We start from the raw sequence: 21,841 nt of genomic DNA on the forward strand, positions 1-21,841 counted from the left end.
ACAATTAACTGTAAATTTCTCCTTTTGCAGATGCCAGTGTGTTTTTTAACAGGCCTACAATGGTCATTAAACCTACACCGCCCGGAACAGGCGTGATCCAGGAAGCTTTTGGGGCAACATGTTCAAAATCGACATCTCCGTACAGCTTGTACCCGGATTTGGTCTGATCAGAGGTTTCCCGGTTGATGCCCACATCAATAATGATGGCGCCAGGTTTAACCATGTCAGCGGTTACAAAATTCTTTTTTCCAATTGCAGCAACAATAATATCGGCCTGCAGGACAAGTTCTTTTAAGTTTGAAGTTTTACTATGGGTAAGTGTTACCGTACAATTACCAGGATTGGCATTGCGCGCCATCAAAATACTCATCGGACTGCCCACTATATTACTGCGGCCAACTACTACGCAGTGTTTGCTGGTAGTATCGATCTGATAGGCCTGCAGCATCAATAAAATACCATAAGGTGTGGCCGGGATAAAACAGGGCAGGTTGCGCATCATCCTACCTAAATTTACAGGATGGAAACCATCTACATCCTTACGGTAATCAATTTTCTCGGTTACCTTTTCAGGGTCAATATGTTTGGGAAGGGGAAGCTGCACAATCAGGCCATCTACGCCTGCATCCTGGTTAATTTCTTCAATCTTTTGCAATAGTTCGGCTTCCGTTACGGTAACATCATACCTGATCAGTGAAGACTGGAAACCAACTTTTTCACAATTCTTCATTTTACTGGCTACGTAAGTCTCGCTTCCGCCATCGTTACCAACTAAAATTGCTATCAGGTGTGGCTTTCTGCCACTTTTAGCTAAAAAGTCTGCCGCTTCTGCTGCTATTTCCTGTTTAATCTTTTCTGATGCGAATTTTCCGTCTAGTAACTGCATGTATCAATGGTTTTGTTGTTGTTCAAATATAATGTGACTATTAATCCAGTTTTAATACGGCCATAAAGGCAGTTTGCGGGATTTCTACGTTGCCGACCTGGCGCATCCGTTTCTTACCCTGTTTCTGTTTTTCCAAAAGCTTACGTTTACGCGAAATATCACCACCATAACATTTGGCGGTTACATCTTTACGTAAAGCACTGAGCGTCTCGCGGGCAATCACTTTTGCACCTATAGAAGCCTGTATTTTAATTTCGAATTGCTGACGGGGGATTAATTCTCTCAGTTTTTCACAGATTTTCTTTCCAAAATCGTAAGCATTGCTGCGGTGGATGAGTGAAGATAAAGCATCAACAGGCTCTTCATTTAACAGCATATCCAATCTTACCAGATCCGATTTGCGGTAACCCACCTGATGGTAATCAAATGAAGCATAGCCTTTTGAAATTGTTTTAAGCTTATCATAGAAGTCGAAAACGATCTCACCCATAGGCATCTCAAAAATAAGTTCTACCCGGTCTGAAGTGAGGTACGACTGGTTAACGATGATCCCTCTTTTCTGGATACAAAGTGACATGACCGGCCCTACAAACTCGGCTTTAGTAATGATATTGGCCTTGATATAAGGCTCTTCTACAGAATCCAGCTTGCTTGGGTCCGGTAAATCTGATGGATTGTTTACAATAACTTCTTCGCCTTTGGTAGTTCTTGCAATATACGATACGTTGGGTACGGTTGTAATAACCGTCATATCAAATTCACGCTCCAGACGTTCCTGGATAATTTCCATATGCAACATGCCCAGGAAACCGCAACGGAAACCAAAACCCAGTGCAGCAGAACTTTCAGGCTCAAAAACTATGGAGGCATCATTCAGCTGCAATTTGTGCATGGCTTCACGCAATTCCTCAAATTCATCCGTATCAACAGGATAAATACCTGCAAAAACCATGGGCTTAACCTCTTCGAACCCTTGAATGGAGTCTAACGACGGCCTGTCAACAGTAGTAATGGTATCTCCAACTTTTACTTCACGAGCTTCCTTGATACCGGAAATGATATAACCCACATCACCGGTTTTAACTACGCTACGTGGCGACATATCGAGTTTCAGGATACCCACTTCATCCGCCAGGTATTGTTTGCCTGTATTGATGAACTTAACTTTATCGCCTTTTTTAATCTCACCGTTTACTACTTTATAGTAAGCGATAATTCCCCTGAAAGGATTAAAAACAGAGTCAAAGATCAATGCCTGTAAAGGTGCTTCCGGGTCGCCAACCGGTGCTGGAACACGGTCTACAATAGCCTGGATGATATCTGGAATGCCCATACCTGTTTTGCCTGATGCAGGGATAATGTCCTCACGTTTACAGCCGATCAGATCAATGATCTGGTCTTTAACTTCCTCGGGCATTGCCCCAGGTAAGTCCATTTTATTTAAGATCGGGATAATTTCCAGATCGTGCTCTAAAGCTAAATATAAGTTTGAAATGGTTTGTGCCTGGATTCCCTGAGAGGCATCCACAATGAGCAGTGCACCTTCACAGGCTGCAATGGAGCGCGAAACTTCATAAGAAAAGTCTACGTGTCCGGGTGTATCAATCAGGTTGAAATTGTATTCAATATCATCAACCTTATAATTCATCTGTATGGCGTGGCTCTTTATCGTGATCCCACGTTCACGCTCTAAATCCATGTTATCCAGTAACTGGGCCTGGGCCTCACGCTGGCTAATGGTTTTAGTGTATTCCAGTAAACGGTCGGCTAAAGTGCTTTTGCCGTGATCAATATGTGCAATTATGCAGAAATTACGTATGTGCTTCATCAGTGGCGCAAATATAAGATTTTGCCTTGATTATTTTATGGGAATTTAATTGCAGCGTATCTGTACCCTAAATGATCTTAAAGTGATCTGCATCTTTTAAAAAGGGGAAGTTCTGACGGGTTTTGGCCAGTTCTTCATAACCAATACTAAAAGTATAGAGGTCTTCATCTTCCGGCTTGTAATACACAGTTTTGCCCATTGGGTCTATACACATGGAATGTCCGCTATAGTATACTTCTTTGCCATCGTGTCCGATACGGTTGGCCCCGATGACATAACTCTGGTTTTCAATAGCCCTTGCAGGAATAAGTGCTTTCCAGTGTGCAGATCTTTTATCGGGCCAGCTGGCTATCAACAATAAAATATCATATTCTTCCTGTTGGTTGCGCAGCCATACCGGAAAACGAAGGTCGTAACAGATGGCCAGGCGGATCTTCCAACCTTTTAATTCAACAATTACTTTTTCGGTACCAGGACTGTAATTTTTATCCTCATCACCCAAACCAAACAAATGTCTTTTATCATAATGGCTTGATTTACCATCGGGCAGCATCCAGATCAAACGGTTGTAATAGTTGTTGTTTTCCTTAATGATCAGGCTTCCGGCAACAACACATTCATATTTTTCAGCAATCCCGGCCATCCATTGCATGGTCTTTCCATTCATTTCTTCGGCAAGCGCCTCCGCATTCATGCTAAAACCTGTATTGAACATTTCGGGCAGCACAATCAGGTCTGTTTTCTCTTTAACGCCGGTTGATAAACGTAAGGCAAGGTTTTGTAGGTTTTTATCAATGTTTTCCCAAAATAAATAAGCCTGGAAAATGGTGACTTTCAGGTTGTTTATATTTAAATAGTTAGGGTGTTCCATCATTGTAATTTATAGGGCTGTAAATTATAATTTCATTAATCTTTCAACGGCTTTTTCCAATGTTTCTTGTTTTTTGGCAAAACAAAACCGCAATACCTGGTGGTCCGGGTTCCTGGTATAAAAGGCCGAGACGGGGATACTGGCCACACCATAATTCTTAACCAGCCTTATAGCCATGTCTGTATCCTTTTCTTCGCTTAGGTGCCCGTAACTAACACATTGAAAATAAGAACCGTTACAAGGTAATAAATTAAAATTGGTTTCTGCCAGCAGTTTCCGGAAGAAATCGCGTTTCTGCTGAAAAAAAGAAGATAAACCCATATATGTTCCGGCATCTTTCAGGTAATTCGCAATCCCCAGCTGCATGGGCGTATTTACACTGAATACGTTAAACTGATGTACTTTTCTAAATTCCTTCATCAGTTTTTCGGGGGCCAGGCAATAACCTAATTTCCATCCGGTTGCATGCAGTAATTTGCCAAAAGAAGCTGCAATAAAACTTCTTTCCCTTAATTCGGGATATAAGGCAATGCTTTGGTGTTTGTTGTTGTCAAATATGATGTGTTCATATACCTCATCACTTAAGATGAGGATGTCTGTGTTTTTGGTCAGTTTAATCAGTGCTTTAATATCCTTTTCTGATAAAATACAGCCTGTAGGGTTTTGCGGGCTGTTCAGAATGATCATTTTGGTGTTTGCGGTAAAGAGTTTCTTTACCATTTCCCAGTCAATTTCGTAATTTGGGGGTGCCAGTTCATAAGGTTTAACCAGTCCCCCTAATAATTTAACCGTTGGGGCGTAACAATCATAAGCCGGTTCAAAAATAATAACCTCATCGCCCGAACTGATACAGGAGCTCAGGGCAGTAAAAATAGCCTGGGTACCACCTGCAGTAATGGTTATTTCGGTGTCAGGATGATAATTTGCACCATACAGGTTACTCACCTTTTCTGCAATTAATTCCCTCAGTGCAGGCAAACCCGGCATTGGGGCATATTGATTAAAGCCCTTTTGCATGGCCTCTGTAACAAAACTTAATAACTTTGGATCGCAATCGTAGTCAGGAAAACCCTGAGAAAGATTAATTGCATTGTGTTCTTCAGCTAATTTTGACATTACTGTAAAGATAGTAGTGCCGGTGTGTGGTAATTTTGATTGTATTGCTATCATGTTACAACGAAAATAGAAATAATATTTTATCAGCTTATATCAGATTTATTTAATAATTTCAGCCTGCTATGACTTTTAAAACAAAAGAGAGTAAATTATTGCTCGTTCTCGGGTCTTTTTTTGTTGCCAATGCCATACTTTCTGAGTTCATCGGCGTAAAAATATTTACCGTAGAAGGAACCCTGGGCATCAAACAGTTTGACATTAACTTACTGGGGGTGCCCAACTTGTCCTTTAATATGTCTGCCGGCGTGCTTACCTGGCCCCTGATATTTATCATGACCGATATCATCAATGAGTATTTTGGTGTAAGGCAGGTTCGGTTTTTATCCGTATTAACCGCCATTTTAATCTCTTATGCCTTCATTATAGTAGGGGCAGCCATGCACCTTACGCCATCTGGTTTCTGGGTAAACCAGAACATTAACGGGCAAATGATAAACATGAACGCCGCATTTGCCGGTATTTTTGGCCAGGGTATGTGGATCATTGTAGGTTCTGTAGTGGCTTTTTTAGTTGGCCAGATCGCTGATGTGCTCATCTTTCACCACATAAAAAAAATTACCGGTGAAAAGGCATTGTGGCTTCGTGCCACGGGCTCAACCGTGGTTTCACAGTGTATAGACAGTTTTGTGGTTATCTTTATCGCCTTTTACCTGAACCCCCAGTACCACTGGAGCTGGCAAATGGTAGCAGCCATCGGCCTGGTTAATTATACCTACAAATTTATTGTGGCTATTTTGATGACCCCTATATTGTATCTGGTGCATGGCCTTATTGATGGTTATCTGGGTAAAGACCTTGCCCATCGCATGATCAAAATGGCCGGAAGGAGATAGGTTAACAGGCTTATAGCCTGTTAACTTCCAGTATTTTAAACTCCTGAATGCCGTCAGGCATCTCCCAGTTGATGCTGTCGCCGGTCCTGTAACCAAATAGTGCAATGCCAATGGGTGCAAAAACCGATACTTTCTGTGCTTTTATATTTGCCTCTTCCGGCATCACGAGTTTAAAGGTAAACTCTTTTCCCGTTTTTACATTTGCGATCCTGGCTTCCGATTTTAAGCAAACTACATCCGAGGGCAGCTCTTCTTCAGTATAGATGGTAGCGGCTTTAAGCTCTGCCTGTAATTTTTCTTTGTTATAAGCACTCATGTTGGATTTCTCCAGGTGTTCTTTTAAAAGTTTGAAATCACTTTTTGACAATGATAAGGATTTTGTTTCCATGATAATGATATATTAATAATGTATTTTGATGAAAGGTGGAAAGGCTAAACACTGCGTTTGACCGGTTTAACCGGAAGAACAGCATGTTGTTTAAAAATTAGCAAAAGAATAATTTATCAGAAAAATTCTGAGCCCCTGAACCGAAGAAGGTGAATTTGATTCGGGGCTTAAATAATAAAGTCTTTACTCGTAGTTTGAAAGGTAAAACCCAGTGGATAGTTTTCCCTGAAGAACTTTTTGAACAGGGCATAGGCCTGTAGCTGACTTTTATTGTAAGTCGCCATTAAAGCTTTATATATCCCTTTTTGTTCCATTGTTGCTAATGTCGTCAGCTTTTTTTTAAAATCAAAGTAAATTCAGTTAATTGACATGCTCAAGACTTAATTCGCTGCCAAGTTCTGTACGTTTATTTCTAAAAAAATATATATTTGGCTTAAATTAAAAATCAAAACATGGAAACTGTATAAGCAGGTTCCACACTATTAAAAGAAAAAACATGGAAAAATTTTCAAAAGTTAAAGAATTACTGGCTTCAATTGAAGCAGATGCTGAGAAATTTTACAATGCAGGTAACAACGCTGCAGGTACAAGAGTACGTAAAGCAATGCAAGATTTAAAAGTTCTTGCCCAGGACATCCGTACTGAGGTTACTGAGAAAAAAAACAGCGGTAAATAATAGCTGATCATCTAAATATCCGTAAGTGGTTTATACCGCTTACGGATATTTTTGTCTTAAAATATGTCCTATACACCTGATCCAGCCAGATATACGCAAATGAAATATCGCCGCTGTGGCAATAGCGGATTAAAATTATCTGCCATTTCCCTGGGCTTATGGCATAATTTCGGACATGTTGATCAGCTTGAAAACTGTAGCAACATCCTGAAACTTGCTTTTGACAGTGGCATTACCCATTTTGATCTGGCTAACAATTACGGGCCACCCCCGGGTGCTGCCGAAGAAAATTTTGGCCTGCTCTTAAAAAGGGATTTTCCAGGTTACAGAGATGAAATGATCATTTCAACAAAGGCGGGCTATACCATGTGGGATGGACCTTATGGCGACTGGGGATCTAAGAAATACCTCGTTTCCAGTTTAGACCAGAGCCTGAAAAGACTTCAACTGGATTATGTGGATATCTTTTACCACCATCGACCGGACCCCGAAACCCCGCTGGAAGAGACGATGTCTGCCCTGGACCTGATCGTCCGCCAGGGTAAAGCACTTTACATCGGAATTTCTAATTATAAACCTGCAGAAGCTGCAACTGCAATACAGCTTTTAAAGGAGCTGGGTACACCCTGTATTATTCATCAACCTAAATACTCCATTTACGAACGCTGGATAGAGGGGGGATTGCTGGAGCTGCTCGGAAATCAGGGAGTAGGTTGCATACCTTTTTCTCCACTTGCGCAGGGATTGTTAACGGATAAATATCTTAAAGGGATACCTGCTGATTCAAGGGCAGCAAAAACATCTGGTGCATTGCAGCCAGATCAGATTACAGCAGAACGGCTTCGGCAGTTAAACCAGCTGAATGAACTGGCACAGTCAAGGGGACAAAAACTTGCGCAAATGGCTTTATCATGGATATTACGTGATGAGCGTGTGACTTCAGTATTGGTAGGGGCAAGCAAACCTGAACAACTTGCTGATTCTTTAAAATGTCTGGACAATACCACCTTCAGCACAGCCGAATTACATCAAATTGATTTGATACTTGCCGGTTCATAAACCTGATATATTTTATTTATAGCTGATGATTTATATCTTTAGAGATGGAACCATCACAAGCTTTACCTATACTAGACAGCACCGAACTTCGCGTTTTGGGCGTACTCATGGAAAAATCAAAAACAACGCCAGAGTATTACCCTATGACAATCAATGCCATAACACTGGCCTGTAACCAAAAGACATCCAGAAAACCTGTAGTCCAATATGACGAGCAAACCGTAATCCTGGCACTTGATACCTTAAAAAGAAAGAGTCTGGTGTCTACTGCTACCGGAGGTTCAAGCCGGTCTGTTAAATACAAACATAATTTTGCTATTGTATTTCCGGTATTGCCACAGGAGGTCGCAGTCATCTGCCTTTTGATGTTAAGGGGCCCCCAAACCCCGGGCGAATTGAACACCAATTCGGGAAGAATGTATGAATTTGAATCGCTTGATGAGGTACAGGAGGTATTGGAAAGACTTTCCGGACCCGAAATGCCGTATGTGATGCAACTACCCAAACGTGCAGGTCAGAAGGAAATAAGGTATGTTCATTTATTGGGCGGAACTCCTGACCCCGAACAATATGAAAGTCTGGAGCCCGGTTCAAAACCTGCAAATCAACTGGAAGAGCGTTTGACAAAAGTTGAAGAAGAACTTGCAGAACTGAAGACTGCCTTCGACAAACTCATGAAAGAATTGATGTAGATGGGATTTATAATCCTTCTTTTTTATATGTTCAGGTTGTTTTTAGTTAATAAACTACTAAATCTATAGATTTTATTTGTTATTCTTAAAAATGCAGTTACATTTGTAAAAAAAAGAGGAAATTATTTTGAACAAAAAAAATGAAAAAACATTTACACCAGCAACAAGAAAATAATTTTAATGCTCAGAACAAGATGAAGTTCTTCATCTGCTGTTGTTGCAGTTTCATGCAATAGCATTTCCGTAAACCCTGAAAAAACAAAAGCGGGAATTTCCCGCCTTTGCCTGGTGTTCAGTACGTAAGGCCAATCACTTACTGATACAACCATTGTTTTAACCAATCGATTATTATTAATTAAAACTTTTTAAAGTTATGCAAAATTTTAAAAAGGAGGGGTATGTATCTTATACCGGTTCCTTGTTAAAAAAACTATTGCTGCTAAAAGGCAGTATACTGGTACTCTCATTGTTACCCTTTGTAGCTGCCGCGCAAACCCAGCCACTTATCAATTCAACACTTAAAGGACAGGTAGTAGATTCACTTACAAAACAAGGGATCCCGGGCGTAAGCATACACATTACAGGAACTACCCATACTGTGCAAACGGACGGAGAGGGCAGGTTTGATTTTGTAACCGGACAAAAATTTCCTTATACGCTTGAAATCAGACATGTTTCCTATAGTAAGAAAGATGTTGTCGCCAATGGCAGCCCAATACTGGTGAAATTAAAGGAGCTCACCGGTCAGCTCAATGATGTGGTTATTGTAGGTTATGGTACCCAGCAGCGTAAAGATCTGATTGGTTCAGTTTCCAAGATAGACCCTTCAGGTACAAAAAATATTCCCGAAGCAGGCTTCGATTCCCAGTTACAGGGTAAGGCTGCTGGTGTACAGATCAATTCAAATACAGGTGTACCCGGTTCGGATATATTTATCAGGGTAAGGGGCGCAACTTCCATTAATGCCACCAACGATCCGCTGTATATAATAGATGGCGTTTGGGTAAATAACAGCAGTCTCCAGAACATTGCACAGGAGCGGGGTACCTCTCCACTTTCTGACATTAACCCTGCTGATATAGAAAGTATTGAAATATTGAAAGATGCCACCGCTATCGCTATTTATGGATCCAGAGGAGCAAATGGTGTGGTGCTGGTCACGACAAAAAGGGGCAATTACGGGCAAAAAACAAAGATAGATTTTAATGGATCGGAAGGTTTGGGCAGGGCCCCGGCAGACAGGGTATGGAAAACCACCACCGGACCCGAGCATGCCCGTCTGATTAATGAATACAGCAGAAATATGGGCAAGCCTGAGCCATTCAGGCCGGTAACTGAAGTCATTAACGGCGTTGCCGGCAGGGGATTGCCTGACGGACAGCCAACTTACGACCGCATGAGCTATTTAAACCGTACGGCCACACTCCGCAATTACGATCTCTCGCTGCAGGGCGGATCTGACAGAACACGCTTTTATCTTGGGGGTGGTTATACCTTTCAGGAATCAATCTGGAAACCCATGTCTTTCGACCGTGCAGGTTTAAAAGTTAACCTCGACCATAAACTGAGCTCAAAAATTGCAATCGGTATCAGCAATACCATTTCAAGAAGTCACCGCGACCAGGCACGTCCTGCAAATGGTGCAAACGGAACACTGCTGCAGGCCTCATTGAACATACCTACCTACCTTCCCATCTTTGATGCCAATGGAACACCTTTAAAATGGGTTAATTTCGACAATATCGATGTGCTGACCAGTACAGTAAACCTATGGTCAAACAGTTATCATTATATTGGCAATATTTACCTGGATTATGCCATCACACCCAAATTAAAGTTCCGTTCTACCTTTGGTGTCGATTACAACAACTATGAAGAGAACGAATACTGGGATACCCGGACCATTCTTGGTAACAGTGGGGGAAGGGGTACACAAAGCATCACCCAGTCTTCCACAGCTATAAACGAACAGACCCTGGCCTACAATGATAAGGCCGGGAAACATAGTTTTGGCATACTGATCGGTAATACCCTGCAGGGTGCCGAAGTGAAGAACGTATCGGCCACAGGTACAAATTTTCCAAACAATTCTTACACACAGATTTCCTCGGCCGCCACACAAATTGCATCGCAGTTTAAAACAAACAGTACCCTGGCCTCTTTTTTCTCGAGGGCAGATTATAATTATGCCGGTAAATATTATGCAGAGTTTACAGTAAGGGCAGATGGTTCTTCCAAATTTGGTAAAAACAATAAATGGGGCTATTTTCCTGCAATCGGTGCTGCATGGCGTATCAAAGAAGAAAATTTCCTTAAAAACGTTTCCCAGATCAGTAACTTAAAATACAGGGTCAGTTATGGCATCACCGGAAACCAGGCCGGTATCAATGATTTTGCTTCTCAGGGTCTTTGGACAGGGGGTTTTGGCTATGCTGATGTGGCTGGCGGGGCCGAATTACCTGGTACAGCCCCTTTACAGCTGGCCAATCCCGACCTGAAATGGGAGAGTACGGCCCAGTTCAGCACCGGACTTGACATTGGCTTGTTCGAAGACAAACTGAACATAGAGTTTAATTATTATAACAAATATACCAGGGATGCTTTATTGCAGGTTGCTGTTCCGGGTACATCTGGTTTTTCTTCCTATCTCACCAATTATGGCGAGATCAGTAATAAAGGATTTGAATTGTCTATCAGTTCCATAAACCTCAGGACAACCGGCTTTACCTGGAAAACGGATTTTAACATTGCCAGAAATAAGAATACCATCGAAAAGATACCTGCCGACATCCCCTTTGCAGGAAGGGACCTCATCCGTTTGCAGCAAGGAAAGGAATTGTATTCCTACTGGTTATATAAACAGCTGTATGTGAATCCTGACAATGGTGAAGCGGTATTTGACGATTATAATAAGGATGGTAAAATAACTGCCGACGACCGTCAGATTGTTGGTAGTACCTGGCCTAAGTTTTTTGGTGGGCTTACCAATAATTTCAGCTATAAAGGGTTGGACCTTAGTATCTTTTTTACTTTCTCTTATGGAAACTATTTATGGAACCACAACAGGATGCTCGGAGAAACAGGGGGTACACTGGATGCGGGCCGGGTATTGCTGAAAAGCCAGCTGGACCGCTGGACTACACCAGGACAGGTTACAAACACCCCAAAACTTAACGACGCCAATTATGCCAGGCAAGAGAACAGCCGCTTTTTTGAAGATGCTTCATTTTTAAGGTTACGTGCTTTAACCCTTGGCTACACCCTGCCTGCAGTGTTTACTGAGAGGATCAGGATCCGGAAAGTGAGATTTTATGTAAGTGGCAGTAACCTGTTGCTATTTACGAAATATACAGGTGCAGATCCTGAATCAAACCTGGGCACCCAGAACATACAAGGTTATGATTATGGTACCCCGCCACAACCAAGTACCGTACAACTGGGCCTTAACCTTACACTTTAATCATTACCGATATGAAACTTATAAAATACATCATCTTCTCATTTTTACTGAGCACCCTCAGCTCCTGCGAGAAGTTTTTAACTACAGAACCCGTAAATGCGGTATCGGATGAAAACCCGATATACGATAAAGGATCAAGCGAAACTGCCTTAAGGGCTGTTTACAGACAAATGGGCAATATCGGTTATTATGGCGAAACCTATGTAACTTTTGGCTATTTCCCCAGTGGGGACATTAAAAACCTGACCACAGGTGGTTCGGCCAACCTGGTCAATGTAAATTTCAGAACGGATGAGGTGTTTTTCAACACGGCCTGGATTGCCATTTACAACACCATTAACCGGGCCAACCAGGTAATCAGTAAAGTGCCGGGCGTAACCGATCCTTTATTGACACCGGCACTTAAAAACCAATACATTGGCGAGGCTAAATTCATAAGGGCACTGGCGTATTTTGACCTGGCCAGGGCCTGGGGTGGTGTTCAGCTGATCCTGGAACCTACAATATCACTGGAAAACCGGCCCAAAGTGAAAAGAAGTACACTAGCCGAGACCTATGCGCAGGTACAGAAAGACCTGGAGGATGCTGAAGTGCTGCTGCCTGATGTTGTAAACCGAATCAGGGCTACCAGGCGTACCGTTTGGGCCCTAAGGGCCAGACTGCACCTTTATAAGCAGGAATGGGCACTGGCCGAAGAATACGCCACCAGGTTAATCGATAAAACAGCCGATTATACGCTGGTAAAACCTTTTAGTGCCTGGTTTGCGAATAATGTAACAGCCAGCAGGGAATCCATTTTCGAATTGCAGTACAGTGTGATCAATCCAAATGCCATCCGTATCCAGATGCAGCACTCTACCAATGGAGGGCAGTACCGCTACGCACCGAACGACAGGTTCGTACAGCTGCTGAATGATCCTGCCGTATCGGGTGGAAGGAGTGCCCTTATCGGTAGTGTTACACAAAGCGGCATCACCAATTGGTTTGGCAATTTGTATTACAGGAAAGACGCTACAGATCCCACCTACATTTTCAGGATTGCAGAGATGTATCTCATCCGCGCAGAAGCAAGGGCCCAGCTCAATAATCTATCGGCCACCAGCGGAGCGCTGTCCGATCTGAACCAAGTGCGTGACCGTGCAGGTATTTTACCTTCAACGGCAGCAGGAAAAGACCAGATCTTACTGGCTATAGAAAATGAACGCCGTATAGAATTTGCCTGGGAAGCACACCGTTGGTTCGACCTGGCAAGAACCGGTCGTGCAAAAGTGGTGCTTGAAGCATTGGATCCCAATACCAAGGTGTCAGCGCACGAATATGTTTTCCCGATACCGGTAACACAGATCCAGCTGGATCCAAACCTCGAACAAAACAAAGATTATTAATTAAAAACAAAAGCCATGAGTTTTTTTAATACCAAAGAAGGCCAGTCCGAAAACTGGAAAAAATACGAAAAAGTACTGCTGCGCTTTCTGTTCCTCTATTTTTTCATCCAGGCCGTACCGCTCGACTGGAAGTTTTACCGCGACCTGTTCTCCATCAACTGGCTTGAACTGCCTTTTTTCGACCTGTTCAAACTGAGTACTTATAGCCCACAGTTCTTTTCTTTAACAGGCTATGCCAACTGGGCAGTTGTTTTGATCATTGCAATAGCCGGTACGTTTGTGTGGCCGCTTGTCTGCAAAGACCAAAAAACGGATTACCATAAGCTGTATTATTTGCTGCGCGTTATTTTACGTTACAGGCTTGCTATTGGCATTATCGCCTATGGGTTTATTAAATTGTTTCCGTTACAAATGCCTTATCCTTCGCTCAGTAACCTGCACACCAATTATGGTGATTTCCTGCCCTGGAAAATTTACTTCCATACCCTGGGCATTGCACAGCCTTATGAAGTATTTTTAGGGGCCGTAGAGGTACTGGCAGGGCTTCTGCTCCTTTGCCGGCGTACCACAACTTTTGGGGCCGGTATTATACTTGGGTTTACCGGCAATGTGTTTATTGCAAATCTTTCTTACCATGCAGGGCAGGAAGTGTACAGTGCTTACCTGAGTCTGATTGCTGCGGTATTGTTTGCTTACGATGTACCCAGATTATACCGTTTGCTTATCCTGCAGCAATATACCCTGGCCAATAAATTTCAACCCATTTTACATAAAACCTTTGTAAAGGCCAGGTTTGTACTCAAAACACTTGCCCTGCTGTTTATTGTGCTGCTGGGTTTCAGCACCTACGCCAATTATAAATATCATCCCTATAAAATTCCAAAAACTGCAGGCTTAAAGGGTAGTTATGGATATTATAATGTCCGGGAGTTTAAATTAAACAACCGGACCATCCCTTATTCTACAACAGATCCCGACCGCTGGCAGAATGTTGTTTTCGAAAAATGGGCAACCATCAGCATCAAAACAGCCAGGCCCATTCAACTAGACAACTCTTACGGCGATGGGTTTCATCAGCAAGATATCGATCGTAATTATGAATCCGCTGGTGTTGCCGGCCGCCGTTATTATGCCTACACTGCAGATACCCTGTATAAAAAACTGCAGCTGGCCAATAAAAATAAGCACTACCCGGCTGAACGCTATTCCTTAACCTATAATTTTTTAAACGATTCTACAATTGTGCTGCAAGGCGTAAACGGACAAAAGGATTCTGTTTATGCCATCCTGGACAGGATCAATAAGAAATACCTGCTGTTTGAAGGACGCAGAAAACCAATTAAATTATAAGAGATGAGTCTGGAAACAACAAAAATAACTGACGAAAGGGTTGAACAACGAAACTGGAACAGTATTGAAAAGTACTTTTTTCGCACGTTTTTCATCTTTTTCTTTGTGCTCATTGTGCCCTTAAACCTGGCCTATTACCAGCAATGGTTCCATACCGACTGGGCAAACCTGCACATCCGTGATATGGGTAAACTCAGTGGCTCCTCCTTTAACCCGATTAAAGTTGCAGGGCAGCGTCCCGGAGCCAATGATACAGGTGGTATTCCTGTTTCAAAACAGAGTTTACTTACCATTTACCCCGAAAGCGGCGAATTTGGCCTGGCCAGTTATATCAACTGGGGCCTTGCCTTTGTTATCGGTTTAGCAGGTGCTGCAATATGGACAGTGGCCGACAGGAAAACGAAGAATTACAATACCCTTTATTACTTTTTAGCCGCTGGCGTCAGTTATGCCATGTTGATACAGCTCCAGGGCTTAACCTTTTCGAAAATCTTTCCTACGCAAATGCCCCAACTGGCACTCACCCAGCTCAATACCCCATTCGGCGATTTTGTAGCGCAGAAGCTATACTGGATCCAGTTCAGCTTTGTGCACGATTATGAAATCTTTGCCGGTTTTGCAGAATTGCTGATCATGCTCTTTTTATTTTTCAGGCCAACACGTGCTTTGGGTGCGGCACTGGCACTGGCCATGATCGGTAATATTGCTTTCGCCAATCATGCTTATGATGGCGGTATCCACCTGGCGGCTACTTTTTATGCGCTTGGTGGTGCTTTTGTATTGTGGCGCTATGTTCCGCCCTTATGGAAGTTAATTGTAAAGGAAGAAAATGCTGAACTTAAAATGGTCTATTATCCATTTAGTCGACCATGGGAAAAAAACGGGCGTATCGCTTTCAAGCTTTTTGTATTTGGTTTTTTCTTTGTTACAAGCGCCTGGCTGCACTGGCAAAATTACAGGTACGATTCTTATAAAGTTCCATCCCGTCCCGGACTGGCCAATGCAAGGGGTTTGTATGATGTTGCTGAATTCCGCATCAACAATAAAATTATCCCTTATTCCCCGCTCGATTCGGTAAGGTGGCAGGATGTGACCTTCGAAAAATGGTCTACCTTATCATTTTCCGTGTTCAATACTTTTATGATCCATGGCGAGGCGGGTCGCGGTAAACAATTTAAAGATGTAGACCGGACTTACGAATCGGCAGGCACAGGCGGGGGGCGCAGGCACTTTTATTATGAAACCGATACCGTTAATCATATCCTGCACCTTCAAAACAAAAACAAAGTATATGCGCATCAGCAATTTGAGCTCCATTATTCACGCCCAACTGCATCACAGGTTATTTTATGGGGTAAAAATGAGCATCACGACTCCATATACGTGGTTTTGAACAGGAAAGACAAGACCTATCCATTATACCAATATCAATAAGAATTTTATGCCTACAGAAGAAGAAAGAGCTGAAATTTACAGCAATGCGCAGTGGACAGCATTAGAAAAACTGGTCTTCAGGGTAGCCTTTATTTTTATCGGGCTGTTTTGTATCCCGCTGGATACAGGGTTCTACCAGATGATCTTTAATTTTGATTATGCACATCTTAATTACCGGGACCTGACAGAAGTGGTGGCTTTTTTTAACCCCCAGTTTATCAATATATTTTCAGAAAGCGGCTTTTTTGGCCTGGCCAGCTATGTCAATTACCCTTTTATACTGTTCATTGCTATCATTGGGGCGGTTATCTGGACAAGCCTCGATCGTAGCAGCAAACAATATCAGGTACTTTATTACTGGCTTCGCGTGCTGGCCAGGTACCGTGTGGCTTATGCCGGAATTGGCTGGGGCTATAAAAAGCTGTTTATCATGCAAATGCCACGTGAATACGAGGGATTATGGCATACTGAACTGATTGATTTTTTTGCCAAAAGGTTATATTGGGAGGCCCTTAGCGTGGTACCGCGTTACGAGATATTCCTTGGCTTTGCCGAATTCATTGGTGGTTTTTTACTGCTTTTCAGACGTACAACGGGCATTGGTGCTGCCATTACATTGGTCGTATTTGGTAATATTGCCATTTCCAATCATGCTTATGATATTGGTGAGCAGGTTCCAAGTGCAGCAATGGCCATGCTTTCTATATTTATCCTTTGGCATGATATACCGGGAATATGGAGCCTGATCGTTAAAGAGCAGGACGCCCGGATCGTTCACTATTATCCGCAATTTAAGATAGCCTGGCAAAAATATAGCCGGCTGGCCATCAAGTATGCTTTCAACTTTGTATTCGTGGTCCTGTTCTTCATCTTTGAAGTTTATGGCTATACACATAATGATTTTTACAAGATCCCGAATACCCCCGGGATTAAGGGAGCCGCTGGTTTTTATGAAGTCAGTGAATTCAAACTGAACCATAAAGTTATTCCGTATCACCCCGAGGATTCTCTTCGCTGGCATAATGTAACTTTTGAAGACTGGTCGTCTATAAGTATAAAACTGGCCAACCGGCCCCAGGATATTGAAATGTTTGCTGCCGGGAGTTACCCGCACCGTACCGAAGTATATGATGGCAAATGGCATTTTCACTGGCAGGGGGATATCCGTCGTTACGGCGACCCTAAAAAACATAAAAAGAAGGACCGCTCCAAGAGAGACCTGAACATCACCTGGGAATCCAGTGGCATGGCCGGCAGGCACTGGTATTATTATAAGGCCGATACACTGAACCATATCCTGTACCTGCAGAACAAAAACAGGACAAGCCGTCACCTGAAACAGATATTACACTATTCAAGGCCATCCGCTAACCGGATCATACTTTCTGGTGTCAACGAGTTCAGAGATTCCATAAAGGTAACGTTAGACCGTTCAACCAGAAAATACCCTTTATTATCAGGAGTTGAAAATCCTGAACAGGCTTACTAAATTATCCATATCTTCAGCACAACAACAGATACATTACACGATGAATAAAGTAATAATTAAATGAGCAGTACAGAATTTGATGCAGTAGTTGTAGGTTCCGGCCCCAATGGCCTTGCAGCAGCAATAGCTATGCAGCAACAAGGTTTATCGGTATTGATCATTGAAGGCAAAGCCGAGATCGGAGGGGGATTAAGGTCGGCCGGACTAACCTTACCCGGTTTTGTACATGATGTTTGCTCGGCCGTTCACCCTCTGGCTATAGGCTCCCCATTTTTTAATACATTGCCACTGCAGGATCATGGTTTGATTTATGCATTTCCGGATCTGGCTGCAGCGCACCCTTTTGATGATGGTACTGCTGCGGTACTGGGCGGTTCAATAGAGGAAACGGCGAAATTGCTGGGTAAAGACGAACAGGCTTATTTAAAACTGATCGGGCCTTTGCTGCGCGACTGGCCGGATATTGCTGACGATGTTCTGGGGCCGCTGCATTTCCCTAAACATCCGCTTGCCATGGCCAGGTTTGGCTTAAATGCACTTACTTCGGCTACTTATTTAGCCAGGCGTTTTAAAACGAAGGCTGCCAAAGGCTTATGGGCCGGGATGGCGGCGCATGCTATCCAGCCTTTAAGCAACCTCAGTACATCGGCCATCGGTCTGGTACTCATGGCTGCTGCCCACTTAAAAGGCTGGCCTATACCTGTCGGGGGCTCAAAAGAAATTGCCAATGCCCTGTCCTCTTATTTTATCGCCATAGGCGGAAGAATTGAAACCGGCAGGTACATCAAATCTTTAGAGGAGCTGCCCGCTGCAAAGGCAGTGCTTTTTGATGTCACGCCGAAGCAATTGCTGCAAATTGCGGGACATAAATTTTCTTCAGTTTACAAATGGCAGCTGGAACGTTATCGCTATGGAATGGGTGTTTTTAAGGTCGACTGGGCCCTGGATGCCCCAATTCCTTTTACTGCTGCCGAGGCCCGAAAGGCCGGCACCGTTCATATTGGCAACACCATCGAGGAGATCAGCTTATCTGAAAAGCTGAGCTGGCAGGGCAAACATGCCGAAAAACCATTTGTATTGCTGGCCCAGCAAAGCCTGTTTGACGATACACGGGCACCCGAAGGAAAGCATACGGCCTGGGCCTATTGTCATGTGCCCAATGGCTCACAAAAGGACATGACCACAGCTATAGAACAACAGGTAGAACGCTTTGCACCAGGTTTCAGAGAAAGGATCCTGGCCAGACATACGATGAATACGGCACAGGTTGAAGACTATAATCCCAACTATATTGGTGGCGACATCAATGGGGGGGTAATCGACCTGGGACAGATTTTCACCCGTCCGGCCTTAAGAAGTTCCCCTTACCGGACATCTGCCAAAGGACTTTACATCTGTTCTTCATCAACACCACCAGGGGGTGGGGTACATGGCATGTGTGGTTATCATGCCGCAAAAAGGGCCCTTAAAGATATATTTTCCATTTCCATTTAAAATTCCGTTAAAACCAAAACACACAAATCAATCACTATGTCTGTAAACAATAAATTAAACATTCATGAAGACTGGGTAGTCGTAATACTCGGTGGCTTAACCATTCTGCTTACGCTTTCGGGGCTTTTACTGCCCATTCCTGCATTTAGCTGGAAAAATTTTGCCGAACTGTCGGATACTGTGCTTTCTCCTTCCAACCTTAAATTCATAGGCCTTCAATTTCTGTTTGTTATCGTTATTGCAACTATCGGTGCTTTTTTAACAGGTAAATCTGTAAAGTCGTCGCTGCAAACATTTCCTGTAGTCTATATATTAACTATTGTGGCATTGGTTCTTGCCGGAAACAGCAAAGTAAAAGCCCTTAACCTGGAAGCCGTGATCTTTAGTCTGGCAATTGGCTTGGCCATCAGCAACTTCTTTAAATTGCCCGAATGGTTCAAAACAGCACTGTCAACCGAGCTTTTTGTTAAAATTGGCCTCGTTTTACTTGGAACTACAGTCATCTTTTCCGATGTGTTGAAAGCAGGGTCCCTGGGCCTTATACAGGCCCTGGTAGTGGTACTGTCTGTATGGTATTTTGCCTTCTGGCTGTGTAAGAAATTAAAGGTAGACGAGGAGCTGACCATGATGATCTCCAGTGCGGTCTCTATCTGCGGGGTTTCTGCAGCTATAGCAACTTCCGGTGCCATCAAGGGCGATTCCAAAAAATTGTCCTATGTCATCTCAATGGTATTGATCACAGCCATCCCCATGATGATCTTTATGCCCTATATTGCTGCGTATTTTAACTTTCCGCAAGCGGTAACTGGGGCCTGGCTGGGTGGAAGTATTGATACAACCGGAGCGGTAGTTGCTTCTGGCAGTCTGGTAGGAGAGGAAGCCTTGAAAATCAGTACCATAGTCAAATTTTCCCAAAATGTATTACTCGGAATTGCTGCCTTCGCCATTTCAGTTTACTGGACCTACACCCAGCATCCGGCAGGAAAGGACAAGGAATCTAAACCTACACTAAAGGTGATCTGGGAACGCTTTCCTAAGTTTGTATTGGGCTTTATAGGAGCCTCAATATTGTTTTCCTTCTTTATTTCTGCCGAAGTAAATGCAGAGGTAAAAGGGAGTTTAAAGAACTTACAGGGCCTTTGGTTTGCCCTTGCATTTACAAGCATTGGCCTGGAAACGAACTTTAAAGATCTTTTTGGTAAAAACAGTAAAAAGCCTTTTTATGCTTTCCTGATTGCCCAGGCATTCAATATTGTGATCACTTTGATCATTGCATTTTTATTGTTCAGGTAGTATTCCGGTCTGCCCTGCAGTAGCACTATGGTTCATACTGCAGCAGCAATCTTTAATATGATGTATGGTCTTTTTGTTTAGACAAACAAAGATATTCAGATTCAGCTCCCGAATCCCTAAAAAACAAGAACTTATAGTTGTATTTACACTACTTATAGTTGTAATTCACAACTATAAGTAGGGGAAGGGCGGAATCACCCCCAATCCGTTATTAATCGTTTTCTTTGATGGCATTGCCATATGTTTTCAAAGCTCTTTCTCTTGCAAAACTATGTTCCACGATTGGTTCTGGATAGTTTTCTGTTTCGAACTCGGGAATCCATTTTTTGAGGTAAGCGAAGTTTTTATCGAATTTTTCGGTTTGAAGCGTTGGGTTAAACACCCTAAAATAAGGTGCAGAATCGCAACCCGAACCTGATGCCCATTGCCAGTTACCATTATTGGCCGACAAATCGTAATCGTTCAACTTTTGTGCAAAATAAGCTTCACCCCAACGCCAGTCAATCAGTAAATGCTTGCACAAAAAGCTTGCTGCAATCATCCGTACCCGATTGTGCATAAAACCTGTTTGGTTCAACTGTCGCATTCCTGCATCTACAATCGGGTAACCTGTTTTCCCTTCACACCATCGATCAAATTCCTGCTCATTGTTTCGCCATTTGATATTATCATATTTCGATTTGAAAGATTGATCCACCACTTTAGGGAAATGATACAAAATTTGCATAAAAAATTCCCGCCAAATTAATTCATTCAGCCAGGTTTGATTATGTTTCAATCCAAAAGCTACGCATTTGCGAATGCTGATGGTGCCAAACCGAAGGGCGATCCCCAACTGTGTGGTGCGTTGCATTGCAGGATAATCTCTGTATTTATCGTATTCATCAATGATTGTAGTAGTCAATTTCGGGGTTTCAAAGGCGATGTCTGTTTTTTCAAAACCAATATCGTTCAAGGAATGAATTCCGGTAAACTCTTGCCTGAAAAAATTATTATAATCAGGATGGTACGACCTGTAATGTTCTTCCTTCAATAGCTCTTTCCATTTTTTTGAATAAGGTGTATAAACCGTATAGGGGGTACCGTCATTTTTTAAAACATTACTTTTGTCAAAAATAACCTGGTCTTTAAATGCCTTAAACGGAATTTGGTTCCGTTTAAAAAACTCATAAATTTCCACATCTCTTTGAATGGTTAGCGGTTCATAATCCCTGTTGCAAAAAACAGCCTGGACAGCATATTGCTCTGAAAGCATATTGAAAATTTCAATCGGATTTCCGTGAAATGTGTTCAGCCTTGTTTTGGATAATTTTAGTTGGGCATTTATTTTCGAAAGTGCCTGATCAATATAATCCACTCTTCTGTCTTTTTTATCCCCAAGCTTTTCTAAAATATTTTCATCAAAAATAAAAATAGGAAGGACAGGAAACCCTGAAGATAAGGCATGATATAAACCCACATTATCTTCTAAACGCAAATCTCTGCGAAACCAAAAAATAGAAACTTTACTTTTCATTCAGAAATGGA

Annotated in this window: 18 protein-coding genes; 11 read left to right on the plus strand and 7 right to left on the minus strand. The window is 42.7% G+C overall.

Annotation, left to right across the window (positions count from 1 at the left end):
• Window positions 1-4: 4 nt before the first annotated feature.
• The 4 genes from HDC92_RS20100 to HDC92_RS20115 all read right to left on the minus strand — a co-directional run bounded on the left by HDC92_RS20100 (window position 5) and on the right by HDC92_RS20115 (window position 4,755).
• Window positions 5-886: a bifunctional 5,10-methylenetetrahydrofolate dehydrogenase/5,10-methenyltetrahydrofolate cyclohydrolase gene (locus HDC92_RS20100; protein WP_183876837.1), complete on the minus strand. Its 882-nt coding sequence runs from the start codon at window positions 884-886 to the stop codon at window positions 5-7.
• A 40-nt stretch (window positions 887-926) separates the two neighbouring features.
• On the minus strand, window positions 927-2,714 hold the full coding sequence (lepA, locus tag HDC92_RS20105) for a translation elongation factor 4 (protein ID WP_015807888.1): 1,788 nt from the start codon (window positions 2,712-2,714) through the stop codon (window positions 927-929).
• A 67-nt stretch (window positions 2,715-2,781) separates the two neighbouring features.
• Entirely contained in the window at window positions 2,782-3,588 is an 807-nt protein-coding gene (locus HDC92_RS20110; RefSeq protein WP_183876838.1) for a nitrilase family protein, read from the minus strand.
• A 21-nt stretch (window positions 3,589-3,609) separates the two neighbouring features.
• Complete coding sequence (locus tag HDC92_RS20115) at window positions 3,610-4,755, minus strand: methionine aminotransferase (protein WP_015807890.1); 1,146 nt, start codon at window positions 4,753-4,755, stop codon at window positions 3,610-3,612.
• A 68-nt stretch (window positions 4,756-4,823) separates the two neighbouring features.
• Between HDC92_RS20115 and HDC92_RS20120 the strand changes: the two genes are divergently transcribed.
• Window positions 4,824-5,594 (plus strand): queuosine precursor transporter, encoded by a 771-nt coding sequence (locus tag HDC92_RS20120; RefSeq protein WP_015807891.1) that lies wholly within the window; start codon window positions 4,824-4,826, stop codon window positions 5,592-5,594.
• A 10-nt stretch (window positions 5,595-5,604) separates the two neighbouring features.
• On the opposite strand, the gene HDC92_RS20125 is transcribed toward HDC92_RS20120, so the two are convergent.
• Window positions 5,605-5,982: a GreA/GreB family elongation factor gene (locus HDC92_RS20125; protein WP_015807892.1), complete on the minus strand. Its 378-nt coding sequence runs from the start codon at window positions 5,980-5,982 to the stop codon at window positions 5,605-5,607.
• 496 nt (window positions 5,983-6,478) lie between these two features.
• Between HDC92_RS20125 and HDC92_RS20130 the strand changes: the two genes are divergently transcribed.
• The 3 genes from HDC92_RS20130 to HDC92_RS20140 all read left to right on the plus strand — a co-directional run bounded on the left by HDC92_RS20130 (window position 6,479) and on the right by HDC92_RS20140 (window position 8,409).
• Window positions 6,479-6,658 (plus strand): histone H1, encoded by a 180-nt coding sequence (locus tag HDC92_RS20130; protein WP_015807894.1) that lies wholly within the window; start codon window positions 6,479-6,481, stop codon window positions 6,656-6,658.
• 63 nt (window positions 6,659-6,721) lie between these two features.
• Window positions 6,722-7,717 (plus strand): L-glyceraldehyde 3-phosphate reductase, encoded by a 996-nt coding sequence (mgrA, locus tag HDC92_RS20135; RefSeq protein ID WP_183876839.1) that lies wholly within the window; start codon window positions 6,722-6,724, stop codon window positions 7,715-7,717.
• A 44-nt stretch (window positions 7,718-7,761) separates the two neighbouring features.
• Complete coding sequence (locus tag HDC92_RS20140) at window positions 7,762-8,409, plus strand: YceH family protein (protein ID WP_183876840.1); 648 nt, start codon at window positions 7,762-7,764, stop codon at window positions 8,407-8,409.
• 152 nt (window positions 8,410-8,561) lie between these two features.
• Here HDC92_RS20140 and HDC92_RS20145 read toward each other — a convergent pair whose 3' ends face one another.
• The gene (locus HDC92_RS20145; RefSeq protein WP_183876841.1) at window positions 8,562-8,738 is read right to left on the minus strand and encodes a hypothetical protein; all 177 of its coding nucleotides are present in this window, start codon (window positions 8,736-8,738) and stop codon (window positions 8,562-8,564) included.
• Between the two features lie 44 nt (window positions 8,739-8,782).
• Here HDC92_RS20145 and HDC92_RS20150 point away from each other — a divergent pair, with 44 nt between their 5' ends.
• From HDC92_RS20150 to HDC92_RS20180, 7 genes are read left to right on the plus strand one after another with little or no spacing between them, the layout of a single operon-like run.
• Window positions 8,783-11,869, plus strand: coding sequence for a SusC/RagA family TonB-linked outer membrane protein (locus tag HDC92_RS20150; protein ID WP_183876842.1), 3,087 nt, complete (start codon window positions 8,783-8,785; stop codon window positions 11,867-11,869).
• An 11-nt stretch (window positions 11,870-11,880) separates the two neighbouring features.
• Window positions 11,881-13,254, plus strand: a complete 1,374-nt coding sequence (locus HDC92_RS20155; RefSeq protein WP_183876843.1) for a RagB/SusD family nutrient uptake outer membrane protein — start codon at window positions 11,881-11,883, stop codon at window positions 13,252-13,254.
• A 15-nt stretch (window positions 13,255-13,269) separates the two neighbouring features.
• Window positions 13,270-14,604, plus strand: coding sequence for a DoxX family protein (locus HDC92_RS20160; protein ID WP_183876844.1), 1,335 nt, complete (start codon window positions 13,270-13,272; stop codon window positions 14,602-14,604).
• Window positions 14,605-14,607: 3 nt separating this feature from the next.
• Window positions 14,608-16,038, plus strand: a complete 1,431-nt coding sequence (locus tag HDC92_RS20165; RefSeq protein ID WP_183876845.1) for a hypothetical protein — start codon at window positions 14,608-14,610, stop codon at window positions 16,036-16,038.
• 7 nt (window positions 16,039-16,045) lie between these two features.
• The gene (locus tag HDC92_RS20170) at window positions 16,046-17,527 is read left to right on the plus strand and encodes a hypothetical protein (RefSeq protein ID WP_183876846.1); all 1,482 of its coding nucleotides are present in this window, start codon (window positions 16,046-16,048) and stop codon (window positions 17,525-17,527) included.
• A gap of 60 nt (window positions 17,528-17,587) precedes the next feature.
• On the plus strand, window positions 17,588-19,021 hold the full coding sequence (locus HDC92_RS20175) for a phytoene desaturase family protein (protein ID WP_183876847.1): 1,434 nt from the start codon (window positions 17,588-17,590) through the stop codon (window positions 19,019-19,021).
• A 36-nt stretch (window positions 19,022-19,057) separates the two neighbouring features.
• Window positions 19,058-20,314, plus strand: coding sequence for a YeiH family protein (locus HDC92_RS20180; protein WP_183876848.1), 1,257 nt, complete (start codon window positions 19,058-19,060; stop codon window positions 20,312-20,314).
• A gap of 211 nt (window positions 20,315-20,525) precedes the next feature.
• Here HDC92_RS20180 and HDC92_RS20185 read toward each other — a convergent pair whose 3' ends face one another.
• The gene (locus HDC92_RS20185) at window positions 20,526-21,830 is read right to left on the minus strand and encodes a cryptochrome/photolyase family protein (protein ID WP_183876849.1); all 1,305 of its coding nucleotides are present in this window, start codon (window positions 21,828-21,830) and stop codon (window positions 20,526-20,528) included.
• Between the last annotated feature and the right edge of the window lie 11 nt (window positions 21,831-21,841).

The sequence above is a fragment of the Pedobacter sp. AK017 genome (genome assembly GCF_014200825.1).
GTDB lineage: Bacteria > Bacteroidota > Bacteroidia > Sphingobacteriales > Sphingobacteriaceae > Pedobacter > Pedobacter heparinus.

Excerpts from the sequence above, each read along its gene's own strand:
- HDC92_RS20100 (WP_183876837.1), bottom strand. The coding sequence starts at position 886 with ATGCAGTTACTAGACGGAAAATTCGCATCAGAAAAGATTAAACAGGAA.
- lepA (WP_015807888.1), bottom strand. The coding sequence starts at position 2,714 with ATGAAGCACATACGTAATTTCTGCATAATTGCACATATTGATCACGGC.
- HDC92_RS20110 (WP_183876838.1), bottom strand. The coding sequence starts at position 3,588 with ATGATGGAACACCCTAACTATTTAAATATAAACAACCTGAAAGTCACC.
- HDC92_RS20115 (WP_015807890.1), bottom strand. The coding sequence starts at position 4,755 with ATGATAGCAATACAATCAAAATTACCACACACCGGCACTACTATCTTT.
- HDC92_RS20120 (WP_015807891.1), top strand. The coding sequence starts at position 4,824 with ATGACTTTTAAAACAAAAGAGAGTAAATTATTGCTCGTTCTCGGGTCT.
- HDC92_RS20125 (WP_015807892.1), bottom strand. The coding sequence starts at position 5,982 with ATGGAAACAAAATCCTTATCATTGTCAAAAAGTGATTTCAAACTTTTA.
- HDC92_RS20130 (WP_015807894.1), top strand. The coding sequence starts at position 6,479 with ATGGAAAAATTTTCAAAAGTTAAAGAATTACTGGCTTCAATTGAAGCA.
- mgrA (WP_183876839.1), top strand. The coding sequence starts at position 6,722 with ATGTCCTATACACCTGATCCAGCCAGATATACGCAAATGAAATATCGC.
- HDC92_RS20140 (WP_183876840.1), top strand. The coding sequence starts at position 7,762 with ATGGAACCATCACAAGCTTTACCTATACTAGACAGCACCGAACTTCGC.
- HDC92_RS20145 (WP_183876841.1), bottom strand. The coding sequence starts at position 8,738 with ATGGTTGTATCAGTAAGTGATTGGCCTTACGTACTGAACACCAGGCAA.
- HDC92_RS20150 (WP_183876842.1), top strand. The coding sequence starts at position 8,783 with ATGCAAAATTTTAAAAAGGAGGGGTATGTATCTTATACCGGTTCCTTG.
- HDC92_RS20155 (WP_183876843.1), top strand. The coding sequence starts at position 11,881 with ATGAAACTTATAAAATACATCATCTTCTCATTTTTACTGAGCACCCTC.
- HDC92_RS20160 (WP_183876844.1), top strand. The coding sequence starts at position 13,270 with ATGAGTTTTTTTAATACCAAAGAAGGCCAGTCCGAAAACTGGAAAAAA.
- HDC92_RS20165 (WP_183876845.1), top strand. The coding sequence starts at position 14,608 with ATGAGTCTGGAAACAACAAAAATAACTGACGAAAGGGTTGAACAACGA.
- HDC92_RS20170 (WP_183876846.1), top strand. The coding sequence starts at position 16,046 with ATGCCTACAGAAGAAGAAAGAGCTGAAATTTACAGCAATGCGCAGTGG.
- HDC92_RS20175 (WP_183876847.1), top strand. The coding sequence starts at position 17,588 with ATGAGCAGTACAGAATTTGATGCAGTAGTTGTAGGTTCCGGCCCCAAT.
- HDC92_RS20180 (WP_183876848.1), top strand. The coding sequence starts at position 19,058 with ATGTCTGTAAACAATAAATTAAACATTCATGAAGACTGGGTAGTCGTA.
- HDC92_RS20185 (WP_183876849.1), bottom strand. The coding sequence starts at position 21,830 with ATGAAAAGTAAAGTTTCTATTTTTTGGTTTCGCAGAGATTTGCGTTTA.